Annotated in this window: 14 protein-coding genes; 12 read left to right on the top strand and 2 right to left on the bottom strand. The window is 37.9% G+C overall.

The window, feature by feature from the left end; translation table 11 throughout:
- Positions 1 to 635: 635 nt before the first annotated feature.
- The 10 genes from ABC357_RS09815 to ABC357_RS09770 all read left to right on the top strand — a co-directional run bounded on the left by ABC357_RS09815 (position 636) and on the right by ABC357_RS09770 (position 8,240).
- Positions 636 to 1,265, top strand: a complete 630-nt coding sequence (locus ABC357_RS09815) for a CatB-related O-acetyltransferase (RefSeq protein WP_412887325.1) — start codon at positions 636 to 638, stop codon at positions 1,263 to 1,265.
- 333 nt (positions 1,266 to 1,598) lie between these two features.
- Positions 1,599 to 2,051 carry a MarR family winged helix-turn-helix transcriptional regulator gene (locus tag ABC357_RS09810; RefSeq protein WP_412887324.1) on the top strand — a complete coding sequence of 151 codons (453 nt, stop codon included), beginning with the start codon at positions 1,599 to 1,601 and terminating at the stop codon, positions 2,049 to 2,051.
- Positions 2,052 to 2,077: 26 nt separating this feature from the next.
- The gene (gene paiA, locus ABC357_RS09805; RefSeq protein WP_412887323.1) at positions 2,078 to 2,596 is read left to right on the top strand and encodes a spermidine/spermine N(1)-acetyltransferase; all 519 of its coding nucleotides are present in this window, start codon (positions 2,078 to 2,080) and stop codon (positions 2,594 to 2,596) included.
- A 32-nt stretch (positions 2,597 to 2,628) separates the two neighbouring features.
- The gene (locus ABC357_RS09800; protein WP_412887322.1) at positions 2,629 to 3,339 is read left to right on the top strand and encodes a B3/B4 domain-containing protein; all 711 of its coding nucleotides are present in this window, start codon (positions 2,629 to 2,631) and stop codon (positions 3,337 to 3,339) included.
- Between the two features lie 48 nt (positions 3,340 to 3,387).
- Positions 3,388 to 4,008, top strand: a complete 621-nt coding sequence (locus tag ABC357_RS09795) for an FMN-binding negative transcriptional regulator (RefSeq protein ID WP_412887321.1) — start codon at positions 3,388 to 3,390, stop codon at positions 4,006 to 4,008.
- 235 nt (positions 4,009 to 4,243) lie between these two features.
- A complete protein-coding gene (locus ABC357_RS09790) occupies positions 4,244 to 4,951 on the top strand; it encodes a DNA alkylation repair protein (protein ID WP_412887320.1) in 708 nt (235 codons plus the stop codon).
- A gap of 239 nt (positions 4,952 to 5,190) precedes the next feature.
- Positions 5,191 to 6,048, top strand: a complete 858-nt coding sequence (locus tag ABC357_RS09785) for an SDR family oxidoreductase (RefSeq protein ID WP_412887319.1) — start codon at positions 5,191 to 5,193, stop codon at positions 6,046 to 6,048.
- 885 nt (positions 6,049 to 6,933) lie between these two features.
- Positions 6,934 to 7,254 carry a hypothetical protein gene (locus ABC357_RS09780; RefSeq protein ID WP_412887318.1) on the top strand — a complete coding sequence of 107 codons (321 nt, stop codon included), beginning with the start codon at positions 6,934 to 6,936 and terminating at the stop codon, positions 7,252 to 7,254.
- 165 nt (positions 7,255 to 7,419) lie between these two features.
- Positions 7,420 to 7,572, top strand: coding sequence for a hypothetical protein (locus tag ABC357_RS09775; RefSeq protein WP_412887317.1), 153 nt, complete (start codon positions 7,420 to 7,422; stop codon positions 7,570 to 7,572).
- 158 nt (positions 7,573 to 7,730) lie between these two features.
- Positions 7,731 to 8,240 (top strand): CarD family transcriptional regulator, encoded by a 510-nt coding sequence (locus ABC357_RS09770; protein ID WP_412887316.1) that lies wholly within the window; start codon positions 7,731 to 7,733, stop codon positions 8,238 to 8,240.
- 68 nt (positions 8,241 to 8,308) lie between these two features.
- On the opposite strand, the gene ABC357_RS09765 is transcribed toward ABC357_RS09770, so the two are convergent.
- On the bottom strand, positions 8,309 to 9,481 hold the full coding sequence (locus ABC357_RS09765) for a pyridoxal phosphate-dependent aminotransferase (RefSeq protein WP_412887315.1): 1,173 nt from the start codon (positions 9,479 to 9,481) through the stop codon (positions 8,309 to 8,311).
- Between the two features lie 93 nt (positions 9,482 to 9,574).
- Positions 9,575 to 10,132: a glutathione peroxidase gene (locus ABC357_RS09760; protein ID WP_412887314.1), complete on the bottom strand. Its 558-nt coding sequence runs from the start codon at positions 10,130 to 10,132 to the stop codon at positions 9,575 to 9,577.
- 1,021 nt (positions 10,133 to 11,153) lie between these two features.
- Here ABC357_RS09760 and nrdI point away from each other — a divergent pair.
- Both nrdI and nrdE read left to right on the top strand, forming a co-directional pair.
- Positions 11,154 to 11,543 carry a class Ib ribonucleoside-diphosphate reductase assembly flavoprotein NrdI gene (gene nrdI / locus ABC357_RS09755; RefSeq protein ID WP_412887313.1) on the top strand — a complete coding sequence of 130 codons (390 nt, stop codon included), beginning with the start codon at positions 11,154 to 11,156 and terminating at the stop codon, positions 11,541 to 11,543.
- Positions 11,506 to 13,605: a class 1b ribonucleoside-diphosphate reductase subunit alpha gene (gene nrdE, locus ABC357_RS09750; protein ID WP_412887312.1), complete on the top strand. Its 2,100-nt coding sequence runs from the start codon at positions 11,506 to 11,508 to the stop codon at positions 13,603 to 13,605. The genes nrdI and nrdE overlap by 38 nt, the downstream gene beginning before the upstream one ends.
- Positions 13,606 to 13,614 lie beyond the last annotated feature (9 nt).

Here is a 13,614-nt window from a genome sequence, read left to right as displayed (position 1 = left end):
ATATGACTTTACCGTCAAGTTCACAATCAGTAAAAAAAGAGGAATTGCTATACATATAGCTATAAAATCGACAATAGAAAATGGTTTACCAAGGAATATGTCGAAATAGAAAGAAACAACAAGAAGTGAGAAAGACAGTAAAAATTGAAAAATAAAAAATAGAATATAGTTCATTGATAATCAGCTCCTTTCTGGACGTTATAGATAAAGAGAATGAAAAAGGAAATACTATTAATAATTGCAAGTAATCTAATCTGATTAATCAATGCCATTTTCATTGTAAAGCATTGCGCTTACATAAATTGGAGGTAAATGAAAAGAAATGGACGTCTTAAAGCAGCGCTTTGTTTTTGGATTAACGTTTAACGTAGAAGTTTGGCGGATAAAGGATATGGCTCCAAATGGAACGGCAGACTGTGAAATTCTAAGAAAACAGGATTAATAGAGAGACTGCGCTTCATAGTTGAGGGAGTTCATTAAAGTGTTGGAGACGTATTATTGAAATTATTAACTGAATATTGCAAATGTAACTAAATACGCTAAAATAGAAAGAGAGGTGACTGTAAATGAAACTATGCATTGCTTCGACTGGAATAGTTTAAAAACCATGTGAAAAAACAACAGGAGGATTTTAAATGACTATTCCAGATAACCAAATTTATCCCCGTACAGGCGATAAAGAAACGATTTATTTAAAAAATGTAATTACAAATCCTAATATAACAGTTGGCGATTATACCATGTATAACGATTTTGTAAATGATCCAACATTATTTGAAACAAAAAATGTATTATATCATTACCCTATAAACCAGGATAAACTTACAATTGGAAAATTTTGCTCGTTAGCTTGTGGTGTGCGATTTCTTTTTAATAGCGCCAATCATAATATGACCTCATTATCGACATATCCTTTTCCTCTTTTCTTTGAAGAATGGGAGCTACATCCAAAAGATGTTGCTACTTCTTGGGATAACAAAGGAGATATTATCATTGGAAATGATGTATGGATAGGCTACGAAGCTGTTATTATGGCTGGCGTTACTATTGGAGATGGGGCGATAATTGGATCTCGTGCATTGGTTACTAAAGATGTTCCTTCATATACTATTGTAGGGGGAATACCTGCAAAGCCAATTAGAAAGCGTTTTTCTGAACCTACGATCGCTACTTTGCTCGAATTGAAGTGGTGGAATTGGCCTCGAGAAAAAATTGCTAGACATATTAGTGCGCTACAATCTGGTAGCATAGACCAACTTAAATAGAATTGTCTCTTCTGACAGAGTGTATTAATGACTACATTAAAAAAAGATACGAGTGTGAAAAAAGGCTGCTTTATAAGCAGCCTTTTTTTGCAACTAAACCAGCAATAATTTATCAAATGGTTTGCAAAATAATAGGATTCTTGTAGTCTGTACTAAAATAGGGCATGACAAACCATTTATACGAAATCTAAATCCTCAGTTGTATCATACGATCGGTCAAGTTAGTTAAAGAAGGGGGCAAAACCTAGCGTTTATTTTGTTGTATTTGCAACAAAAAGATATATAATGATTATATATCTTTTTAAGATTAAATAAATTGATGGAGATGCATCTATGAAGGAAATTCTACGTGAAATCGGAATGATTGCCAGGGCTTTGGATTCTATAAGCAATATCGAATTTAAAGAATATGACCTTACAAAAGGGCAATACTTGTATCTGGTGCGTATTTATGAAAACCCAGGTATCATTCAAGAAAAGTTAGCCGAAATGATAAAAGTAGACCGAACTACGGCAGCCCGTGCGATAAAAAAGCTTGAAATAAATGGTTTTATTGAAAAGAAAAGCGATAAAGAAAATAAAAAAATAAAAAAGCTCTTTTCAACAGAGAAAGGGAAGAAGGTTTACCCGTATATAAAACGAGAAAATGATTATTCCAATAACATCGCATTATCTGGATTTTCCGAAGCAGAAATGGACACCATTTTTACTCTTCTTCAAAGGGTTCGAAAAAACATTGAAATAGATTGGGAATTTGTGAAAAAAGGGAATAAGAGGGATTACTGATAACATATAAAGGGGCCATTTTTAAGATGACTGTACATATAAAAAAATGCAGCCATGAAGATTTATTAATACTTCAAGAATTAAGCATTCAAACATTCACCGATACATTTAAATCTCAGAATTCAACTGAACATTTACATGCTTATTTAGAAAGAGCATTTAACGCTGAAAAGCTGCAAAAAGAACTGTCTAATTCATCTTCGGAGTTTTATTTCATTTATTATAATGAAAAACTCGCTGGATATCTTAAGGTAAATATGAATGAGGCCCAATCTGAAAGAATAGCTGATGAATCCCTAGAAATTGAGAGGATCTATGTCAGGTCGGTATTCCAAAGAAAAGGACTTGGAGAATTTTTACTAAATAAAGCAGTGGACATAGCCATGAGAAAAAAGAAAAAGATGATCTGGCTAGGCGTGTGGGAAAAAAATGAGAAAGCCATCACCTTTTATGAAAAAAGGGGATTTGTCCATTCTGAGAACCACTCCTTTTATATGGGAGAGGAAGAACAATTAGATTGGATTATGGCCAAAACACTAACATAACCAATACATCGCTGAAATGGAGGATTTCTGCAATGAAAAAAATGACTGTTGATACTGCATTTTGGGCTGTGTTTCCAGAAGCTCAAATCAATATCGTACTTATCAAAAATATAAATAATCATTATTCTGAAGATAACCACCCGTATTTTTCTGGTCTTCTTAATGGCGCTGCGCAGGAAGCTACTAAGTTTTTAACCGAGGATACATTTAGCCAAAATCAAGTTATTGATGAATGGCGAAGGGCATATAGTCAATTCAAAACAAAAAAAGGTGCTCGTTCATCCATTGAGGCACTGTTAAAGAGAGTCAATCAAAAGAGAGAGTTTTCACCTATTAATCCTTTGGTGGACATTTATAACAGCATTTCTCTAAAATATGCAGTTCCTTGCGGCGGAGAGGATTTGCATTCTATCAATGGGGACTTACATCTTGGAAAAGCAAAGGGTGGAGAACCTTTTCTTCCATTAGGCAGTGACACAGATTCACCCGCTTTAGCAGACGAAATCATTTATTACGATAAAGACGGAGCGATTTGCAGATGCTTAAATTGGAGAGAAGCACAAAGAACCATGCTAACAGCTGACACTACTGATGCTGTCCTTGTGATCGAATCTGTGGACAAGGAACAAACGAACCGAGCAAATCAAGCAACGAATGAAATGAAACAATTGATTGATTCATACTTTAAGTCTGAAAGCACAATTAAGATATTAACAAAGAAAGACCCATCTTGTGAGCTTTAAACCATTTTTTATTTTTTGTGTCATTTTAAAGTAAGGAGGCTTTTAAACTTGTATATACCTAAGTATTTTAGAATTGATGATAAAGAAATCATTTATGATTTTATTGAAAAATTCAGCTTTGCAACTTTATTTTCACAACATAATGGTGAACCGTACGCCACTCATTTGCCTTTACTAGTAAATAGAGATGAAAATACATTATATGGACATTTTGCACGGACAAACGAACAGTGGAAAGATGGGGAAAAACAACAAATTCTTATTGTTTTCCATGGTCCGCACTGTTACATTTCACCGTCTTGGTATGAAACGACTAAGGCAGTGCCCACTTGGAATTATGTATCGATTCATTTATATGGGAAGATGGAGATCATTGAAGATAATCGGATGGCACTACAATCTTTAAATGAACTAGTCAATAAATATGAGGGGGCTGGCAGTCCATACAATTATAATGATCTAGATCCTATTTTTATCGAAGGGATGAGTAAAGGGATTGTAGCTTTTAAAATCAACATTGCAAAAATAGAAGCAAAAGCAAAATTAAGCCAAAACCATCCTGTAAAAAGACAAGAATTAATCATTAAACAACTAGAAAACTCTTCTGATCAAAATAATAAACAAGTGGCAGCTTTAATGAAGAATCATTTGATGAATATTGATAAGTAATGTGAGTGTGAGGAAAATAAGAAAGTATTCTTCTCTTATGTGGCAATCAGTTCATTCCGATAACGTATATACAGACCATAGCGCGCTTGTAACATCTTTATTATTGTTTACACTAACATTCAAGCACTTTGACTATAGCCTTGCTGACACAGGGAGGCTTGTTATAGGATAATGAAGATGTACTTGTTCGGCAAAATGTAGGAGTAAAAATCCAAAGAGAAGGAAGTGCCAATTGATGAATGTAGATATGGTTATGCAGGAGCTTGAAGCGCTTGGCAAGGAACGGACAAAAAAAATATACCTATCGAATGGGGCGCATGAGCCTCTTTTTGGTGTAGCTACAGGCGCTATGAAGCCGATTGCCAAAAAAATAAAACACAATCAACCATTAGCCGAAGAACTATATGCCACAGGGAACTACGATGCTATGTACTTTGCCGGCATTATTGCAGAACCAAAATCAATGAATGAGTCTGATTTTGATCGTTGGATGGATTCGGCCTATTTTTATATGCTCTCTGATTATGTGGTGGCAGTCACTTTGGCGGAAACAGATATTGCACAAGAGGTTGCTGATAAATGGATTGAAAGCGGGGAGGAGCTGAGAATGTCGGCGGGGTGGAGTTGCTATTGCTGGCTGTTAGGCAATCGTAAAGATGCAGAGTTTTCTGAAAGCAAGATCGCGAATATGCTTGAAAAGGTGGAAAAGTCAATCCATAATATGCCGGACCGAACAAAGTCCGCCATGAATAATTTTCTTTATACCGTTGGGATCTCCTATTTGCCCCTTCACGATAGAGCTGCCGAAACGGCCAAGACTGTAGGGCCGGTAGAAATCAAACGGGACAAGAAAAAAAGCAGTAGCCTAAACGCCTATGAAAGTATTCAAAAGGAAGTAGATAAAGGGAGAATCGGTTTCAAGCGCAAATATGTAAGATGTTAAGTAACCGCTCCGCACAACTATAATAGTACCGTAATGAAAAGCGTTGATCCAAAATGGTTCGATGCTCTTTTTATGGGGAACACAAAAAATAAATATAGCCATCCCGGTAATGGACAATAAAGAAATGCTCAATGGTTTTAGGTATTCTATAAATTGCCTGCTATTTCAGCGTTTGATACGACTTTTGATAGGATAGGTGTATATAAGTAGATATGTGATCAAAGAGGAGGAACATACTGATGAACTTTACAATAACCGGTGCCACTGGCCATTTGGGCCGTAAAGTGACAGAAGAAATCCTGAAAGCGATCCCGGATGGTGAAATTACTGTATCCGTACGTAATCCGGAAAAAGCAAAAAAGTTGTTTACTGAAGAGCTACTCATTAAGAAGGCGGACTATTATTCAGAGGATGAATTATTCGACTCCTTTAAGGAGACTGATTTATTGATTTACATACCCAGCATTACGCATCCGAGCATAAAAAGGATTACTGAATTTGAAAATGCTGTTCGAGCTGCTGAACGTGCCAATGTGAAACATGTGATTTTTGTTGGGTTTGTGGCTGACCAAGATTATAATCCATTTCATATGAGCCCATTTTTCGGGTATGCAATTAGAAGGCTAGCTTCAAGCACCCTAGAATATACGCATATTCGAAATGCTATGTACGCTGATCCGCTTCCGCCATATTTGCCCGAACTGGAAGAGAGAGGCCGATTGCTATATCCTGCAGGAAAAGGGGGAATTTCTTTTATCTCTAGACGCGATATCGCGAAAGCAATTGCCAAGATTGCGGGTCATCCGCGCTTATGGGGCAGAAGATACACATTGACAGGCAGCAAAGCCTATTCAATGTCGGAATTGGCTACCCTATTGTCTACTGTGAGCGGGCGTCAGATCGACTATATTCCTATGTCAGATGTGGAATTTGCCGAGGAATATGACGAGCCGGCAGGGTTCGGGAAGGTGCTGGCATCTTTATATGTGGCGGCCGGCCAGGGCTTTATGGGTGAGGTTACAGATGATTATGCAGAAATAACTGGAGAAAACCCGGAATCACTTGAACAGTTTATGGATCGAAAATATAACGTGTAGCAAAGAAATGGGATGCCTGATTGTATAGTCAGGCTTTTTTGTATATAAAGTGGAGTTAGAAACGAAAGCTGGTTTTTTCTATATATTGAGTGATTTAGTTCGTTATCCATGATTATCTCTTGTTTTCTTGCGTTGATGTATGACTGCTGATTGCATTATAGCTTTGACTATCACATAAGAAGGTTTAGCTGCTGATCCAAATAGTCGCTTCCAGCTGCTTATTTTCGTTTTTCCATACTCTCCGCGAAAAGAAAACATACTAAAGCGCTAATCGGTTTCCTTTATAACAAAAAAAAGCCCAGCTAATCCAGCTGGGTTAAACATCATCTATATTAATTAAGGGGGGTACCTTATATATTCATAGTACCGTACAATTATTAACAAATTATGAACGAGATAATAAAAGATTATTAAAAGGCAAGAAAGGAAGCTGGCTCTCTTTTTTGCGATAGACCGGGAAAAGTCAGCTTCGTTAGTTATGCAGAAGCCAATTGCAGTATGAACATAGGAAGTATGGCATATTACCCATTTACTTGTTTCTTTTGGGAGAGAGCGCTTCGGGTCTTCAATAGGAACATTTTATCCTTATTGCTTAAGATAGCCCAAATACCAGCTTTAATATTCATAGTAGCATCTCCTTTACACATCATTTTCATCTGTGGCAATTTCCGTTTCTAGGTCGTTGTACTCTTTTAATACCGTCATTTTCTCTAAAATAAACTACATTTCGTTTTACAATAAACTACATTACCGATCGGTGAACTTGTCAAATAGTGCAGAATGCTGTCTTTTTTTTGCATGGTATATGCTAGCCTGTTTTACCTGAAATCAAAAAGGGTAAATAGACCCTATATTAAATGAAGATTGTGGAGCGGAGGAGTTCATATGTTGGAAGCATATATTTTGGCAGGTTTGAAGGAATGGCAGGAATCTCTGGAAAAAAGAAGGGATTCATTGATTGAGCTAAACCATAAGACGATGCAGGAATTCGAATTATTGAAGGCAAAATACGAAATTGCTTCTTCGGCATGTGAGAATGCGGATAATCCAGAAATTTATTATCGTTTGTATGTGCATGCTATTGAGACGGAAATGAATGCACAGAAGCAGATGACGACTGATACACAGGCTGAGAATAAGCGGGCTATAGAGGATTTGAATCGATTGATCAAAGAGATAGAAAAGACAGTTGATAGTCATCTTTAATAGGTCTGCTTCCCGTTAAATACGATATGCCGCCATGTACCTGTTTCCTTTCCAGCTAGCTGTATACCAGGGGTATTGCAGTTGATTCACGAAAAGAAACACAAGCGTAAACCGCCATTTTGTGGTATAGTAGTGAATTAATAGATAGCGCAGGGAGGCGTTTTAATGGATGACAGAGCGTATATCTCGGTCCAGAAGCAAGAATACTTGTCGATTTGCCAAGCTGAAGGCAGACCGATTGATTTGCAGACGTATCGCCAATTAAAGCGTCAATGGAAATCTGATTATAGAGATTTATATTGTAAACTCTCGAAATAAGAAAAAGGAAAAAGTGGACGTGGAATCCTGCTTTTTCCTTTTTTTGTGTTTTGAGTAGTGATAAAGAAATAAAATTGAATATTTTGTAAGAGTGTTCATAAAAGTATTGACTTGCTAAAAGACCTATTGTAAAATTGGAGTTTTATAAAAATCCTCTAATGTGTTATAATAAATATGTAACATATTCGGAGGTGGAATCATTGTTTCAAGTAGGCGATAAAATTGTTTATCCTATCCATGGGGCAGGCGTGATCGAAGCAATAGAAGATAAAGAGATTCTAGGTGAATATCGTCAATATTATATAATTAAATTATCATTGAATGATCTTAAGATTATGTGCCCGATAGGAAATGAAGAAAAATTAGGCTTACGACCGGTTACGGATGCTGACACGATGAAAAAGCTGCTTGAACACTGCCGGCAAGGTGAGACGGACCGATTACTTCCCTCCAAACAAAGGATTAAGGTCAACAGTGAAAAACTGAAATCCGGCAATATAAGGGAAGCAGCGGAAGTGGTTAGAGATTTGACTCGCATGCAGGAGGAAAAAGCGCTAAATTCCAGCGAGAAGCAAATGCTGAATAAAGCAAGAGGAATTGTTATCAGCGAGTTAAAATTAGTGAATGGTATCACAGACATTCAAATTAAAAATGTATCTTTTGTGTAAAAGCAATTATTGAGCAACAAACCGGTTTCTTTACGAAATCCGGTTTGTTTTTATGTTCTTTTATTTTTTTATTTTTTCTTCAAAAGTCGGCTTTTGCCGATCCGTGCTACGGCTTCAAGAAGCCTCTCTTCTGGCTCGACCAGGCCGATGCGCACATATCCCTCTCCACAGGGGCCAAAGCCGATACCGGGAGCTACAGCAACATCTGCAAGCTCTAAAAGTCTGTCGGAAAATGCTTCTGAGGTAAATCCCTCCGGCACGGGCATCCATACGAAAAACGATCCTTCAGGGGAATGCCCTTCCCAACCGATTTTGCGGCAGGATTCAATGAAAGTGTTCCTGCGTTTTTCATAAAGCCCCACTAACTCAATGACTTCTTCCCGGCATTCCAGTAAAGCCTTAGCAGCGGCATCCTGTATGGCAGGAAAGAGGCTTACGTACAAATGGTCCTGAAGGAGATTGATCGCTTCGATCATCTGTTCATTGCCGACAGCAAAGCCTACCCGCCAACCTGCCATATTAAATGTTTTGCTTAATGTGTAAATCTCAATTCCGACATCTTTTGCCCCATCAGACTGCAAAAAGCTCAATGGTTTATTGCCGTCATATCCTATTGCACCGTACGCAAAATCGTGAATGACCCCTATCTCATTTTCCCTTGCAAATGTAACCGTGTCTTGAAAGAACGAATCTGTGGAACAGGCGCCTGTAGGATTATTCGGATAATTTAAGAACACTAATTTAGCTTTATCGGCTATGTGCTTTGGAATTAGCGAATAATCCGGTAGGTAGTTATTTTTTTGCTCAAGCGGCATGAAGAAAGGCGCTGCTTTTGCAAGGGCAATACCTGAAAGGTAATCTGGATATCCGGGGTCGGGAGCAAGAACTACATCTCCTTCATTACAGAAACAAAGAGGCAATTGAACAAGGCCGCTTTTGCCTCCGAATAGGATAGCCACTTCTTTATCGCGATCTAAATCAACATTGTATTCGCGTTTATAAAACTGGCAGATGGCATCCTTGAAAGAGATTAGTCCTCTGAATGGGGAGTAGCCATGGTTTTTTGGTTTTTTTGCTGACGCGTACAATTCTTCGATAATGGCAGTGGGTGTCGGTTGGTCCGGGTTTCCTTGCCCTAAGTTAATGATATCTCTGCCCTCGTTGATGGCTTTGTTTACCTTTTGGACGAGAGAAGAAAAGAATTGAGATGGCAATTGTTGCAATCGTTGACTGTGCTGCAAGTAAAACGCCTCCGTAACAAATAGAATAAAGACAGAAAATTCGTTTATTATCAATTGTACTGTTAGTGGGCATTAGATACAATCCTTACTTTATCAGATGGGCTCATCCAATAAAGCGGAAATCGCTTCTTGCATAGTAGAGGGATCCGTATTTGATTCAAAGCGCTTTTTTACATTCCCTCTTCGGTCAATTAAGAATTTGGTGAAATTCCATTTGATTTCATCACCGGCTAAATACTCGGGATATTTTTCGTTCAACATCATTTTCAGCAATTTATCTGCCCCTTGTTCTGACGGGAAGCCGATAAAGGGGGCTTGGTTTTTCAAATAATGGAAAAGGGGATGAGTCTTCTTTCCGTTCACATCAATTTTTGAAAAAATCGGAAAACGGACTCCGTAATTTTTTTGACAAAATTGTTGAGCTTCCAATGAACTGCCGGGTTCCTGTTCGCCAAATTGGTTGCATGGAAATCCCAAGATAGTAAATCCTTGTTCTTTGTATGTATCATAAAGCTTTTGCAACTCCTCGAATTGTGGGGTAAATGCACATTTGCTGGCTGTGTTGACGATAAGTGCAACATTCCCTTTAAATTCAGACATGGCTTGTAGATCACCGTTAGGCCGTAATGCTTCAAATTGGTAAACATTCATATGTATTTCCTGCTTTCCGATGTAATGGCGTACCTCTGAATTATAGAGAATCAGCTCAGGGATGTATAACTTTTTGCCTACTAAAAGGACCTATTGCCTCTATTATCAGTAAATAACGGCTATTCCGCTTTACGTGATTGAGTCTTAATGACTAATTTGAGTGTTTTAAACCATTGTACTGGAGGGAATAAGGTTGTACACTTATAATAAAAAACGTGCGTTCTATTCTTTTTTACGCAAAGTTCTCTGGATGCAGGAAGTGACTCTTTCTCGCTTACAATAGAATCGGATGTGTGCATGAAAAATAGGTTCTGTTTAGATTATTTTAAAATAATTTTATTTTCAAATATATTCTTGTTTTGCAGCTAAAAAAATGCAAGTGCCCTACCTTTATGCCATGCGGTTGCCCAGTGAAAGTGCCGTTTATTTGCCGGTAATCAGACAACCTGTGCCTAGCCTGGATTCAGTCTGGTTTTATCGATTGAAGGGGGATTTCGTGCATTTGGCTGCCTAGTAAGTGTCCTTAATAAGGGTTTTGTTCTCCTGTTTGCTTTTTAACTATAGCAAATCATATGGAATAGAAAAATTGCTGTCGCAAATGACAGCTCTTTTTATTGAATAAATATCAACATATGGTATAAAATGAGGATATCGAATCTATATGTATGTATTTTTACATAAATTGAAAAAGAAGTTTGCTTAAAAATTTTTCTCTGTATCAGATCGAAAATAAAAGAGTGGCCAAACACTTGTCCTGCATAAGTTTTCCGCGTTTCATCCCATTCAGATAGACGGAGCAGAAGAAAAGTCAACACTTTTATCTAATCAAAAAACTGATATGATATAGAACATATGATTCAACTTCAGAATACTCTTTTCAACTTGATGATCCATTCTTATATCCCTGTTGAAAGGATGTTTTGGTTTGTCATAATAGTCTTTATACTTAAAAAATATTTAATAGACACTTGACATCGAGAGAAAAATAGTAAGACAGCAATGAAGGGGAGGGAAGAACGGTATGTTGCTAGTATTTGATAGTTTAACAGGAAACGTACAGCGCTTCGTTGAGAAACTCGATTATGAAAAAACCATCAAAATAACCGATGGAATGCTTGTAGACGAACCATATATCCTAGTAACATATACATTTGATTTTGGAGGTGTCCCTGAAAGCACTGCTGCTTTCCTAGAAAGAAATGGGCACTTGCTCCAAGGGGTCGCTTCCAGCGGAAATAAAGTATGGGGATCAAACTTTGCTTTGGCGGCAGATACCATATCAAATCAATATCTCGTGCCGGTTATGCTCAAATTTGAATTGAGCGGCATGAAAAGCGATATCGAAGCATTTAAACAGGAGGTAGCTAGAATTTATGAAAGAACAAATTCCAAAGTGGCTCAAACTAAATAACGAAATCATGATTAAGAAGGATGGGGTATTTCAGTTTGATAAAGACAAAGAAGCTGCACATAGCTACTTCGTTGATAATATTAACCAAAATACGGTATTCTTTCACGATTTGAAAGAGAAAATCGATTATCTAATTGAAAATGATTATTATGAGAGAGAGTTTATCGACTTATATAGCTATGAGCAAATCAAGGAAATCTTCGATATTGCCTATGAAAAAAAATTCAGGTTCCCTTCTTATATGTCTGCATTCAAGTTTTATAATGATTATGCTCTGAAAACGAATGATAAAGAAAAAATACTTGAACGCTATGAGGACCGTATAGCAATTGTCGCACTTTATTTGGCGGACGGCGACTTCGAAAAGGCGAAAGCCCTGACTGAAATGATGATCAACCAAGAATTTCAGCCAGCGACCCCGACATTTCTGAATGCAGGAAGAAAACGCCGCGGAGAATTGGTCAGCTGTTTCCTGCTGGAAATGAACGATTCGTTGAATGATATCTCAATGGGCGAAAATATGGCTATGCAATTATCAAAAGTCGGCGGCGGCGTATCGACCAATTTATCAAAAATCCGTGCCAAGGGAGAACCGATTAAAGATATCGAGAATGCCACTAAAGGTGTAGTCGGAGTGATGAAGCTTCTTGACCATGCTTTCCGATATGCGGATCAAATGGGCCAACGCCAAGGATCCGGAGCCGTTTATTTGAATATTTTCCATAAGGATATCAACGATTTCCTTGAAACGAAGAAAATTTCGGCTGATGAAGATGTCCGTGTCAAAACATTGTCCATCGGCGTAGTCATTCCGGACAAGTTCATTGAGCTTGCACGTGAAGATAAGGATATGTATGTCTTCTATCCGTATTCTGTCTATAAAGAATACGGCGAATATCTTGATGAAATGAATATGACGAAAATGTACCATAAGCTTGCAGATAATCCGAATGTTCGCAAAGAAAAGATTAATCCAAGAAGATTGCTCGAAAAAATTGCGGCTTTGCGTTTTGAATCTGGCTACCCATATATCATGTTTAAGGATAACGTGAACCAAGTGCATGCGAACAATCACATTTCTGAAGTGAAATTCAGTAATTTATGCTCCGAAGTCCTCCAGGCAAGCAAACCATCCTCATACCAGGATTATGGAGTGGAAGATGAAATCGGCCTAGATATTTCTTGCAACCTGGCGTCGTTGAATATTGTTAATGTGATGGAAAACAGAAGCATTAAGGACAGTGTCAAATTGGGTATCGATGCTTTAACAACTGTTTCCGAGAAAACGTCAATCAAAAATGCGCCTGCAGTCCAACGAGGGAATGAATTGATGAGAAGTGTGGGCCTAGGGGCCATGAATCTCCACGGATTCCTTGCGAAAAACAGAATCAGTTATGAGAGTGAAGAAGCCCGTGATTTCGCTAATACGTTTTTTATGATGATGAACTTCTATTCTCTTGAACGGTCAATGGAAATCGCTCGTGAAACGGGGAAAAAATATTACCGGTTTGAAGATTCAACCTATGCGACAGGGGAGTATTTCAAACAGTATTTGACGGAAGACTTTGCGCCGAAAAGCGAAAAAATCCAGTCTTTATTCGAGGGGATCTATATTCCGACTATTGATGATTGGCGGAATCTGAAGGATGACGTGGCTAAGTACGGATTAACAAACAGCTATCGTTTATGCATTGCGCCTACTGGGTCTATTTCTTATGTACAATCGGCAACCGCATCCGTCATGCCGATTATGGAACGCATCGAAGAAAGAACGTACGGCAATTCAAAAACGTACTATCCAATGCCTTATGTCAGCAAAGAGAACTGGTTCTTCTTTAAAGAGGCGTATGATATGGATATGTTCAAGGTTGTCGACATGATTGCCACGATCCAGAAACACGTAGATCAAGGTATTTCTTTTACCCTTTTCATGAAAGACACAATGACCACGCGCGACCTTAATAAGATCGATCTATACGCGCACCATAAAGGAATCAAGACATTGTATTATGCAAGAACGAAGGATACAGGGCAGGAAGGCTGCCTATCTTGTACGATTTAAGGAAGGGGC

This window comes from Bacillus kalamii (assembly GCF_047238185.1).
Taxonomy (GTDB): domain Bacteria; phylum Bacillota; class Bacilli; order Bacillales; family DSM-1321; genus Bacillus_AD.
This window is presented reverse-complemented; position numbering and strand designations above follow the sequence as displayed.

What these genes read in the sequence shown, in the direction of transcription:
- ABC357_RS09815 (WP_412887325.1), top strand. Translation starts at nt 636, where the DNA reads ATGACTATTCCAGATAACCAAATTTATCCCCGTACAGGCGATAAAGAA.
- ABC357_RS09810 (WP_412887324.1), top strand. Translation starts at nt 1,599, where the DNA reads ATGAAGGAAATTCTACGTGAAATCGGAATGATTGCCAGGGCTTTGGAT.
- paiA (WP_412887323.1), top strand. Translation starts at nt 2,078, where the DNA reads ATGACTGTACATATAAAAAAATGCAGCCATGAAGATTTATTAATACTT.
- ABC357_RS09800 (WP_412887322.1), top strand. Translation starts at nt 2,629, where the DNA reads ATGAAAAAAATGACTGTTGATACTGCATTTTGGGCTGTGTTTCCAGAA.
- ABC357_RS09790 (WP_412887320.1), top strand. Translation starts at nt 4,244, where the DNA reads ATGAATGTAGATATGGTTATGCAGGAGCTTGAAGCGCTTGGCAAGGAA.
- ABC357_RS09785 (WP_412887319.1), top strand. Translation starts at nt 5,191, where the DNA reads ATGAACTTTACAATAACCGGTGCCACTGGCCATTTGGGCCGTAAAGTG.
- ABC357_RS09780 (WP_412887318.1), top strand. Translation starts at nt 6,934, where the DNA reads ATGTTGGAAGCATATATTTTGGCAGGTTTGAAGGAATGGCAGGAATCT.
- ABC357_RS09775 (WP_412887317.1), top strand. Translation starts at nt 7,420, where the DNA reads ATGGATGACAGAGCGTATATCTCGGTCCAGAAGCAAGAATACTTGTCG.
- ABC357_RS09770 (WP_412887316.1), top strand. Translation starts at nt 7,731, where the DNA reads ATGTGTTATAATAAATATGTAACATATTCGGAGGTGGAATCATTGTTT.
- ABC357_RS09760 (WP_412887314.1), bottom strand. Translation starts at nt 10,132, where the DNA reads ATGAATGTTTACCAATTTGAAGCATTACGGCCTAACGGTGATCTACAA.
- nrdI (WP_412887313.1), top strand. Translation starts at nt 11,154, where the DNA reads ATGTTGCTAGTATTTGATAGTTTAACAGGAAACGTACAGCGCTTCGTT.
- nrdE (WP_412887312.1), top strand. Translation starts at nt 11,506, where the DNA reads ATGAAAGAACAAATTCCAAAGTGGCTCAAACTAAATAACGAAATCATG.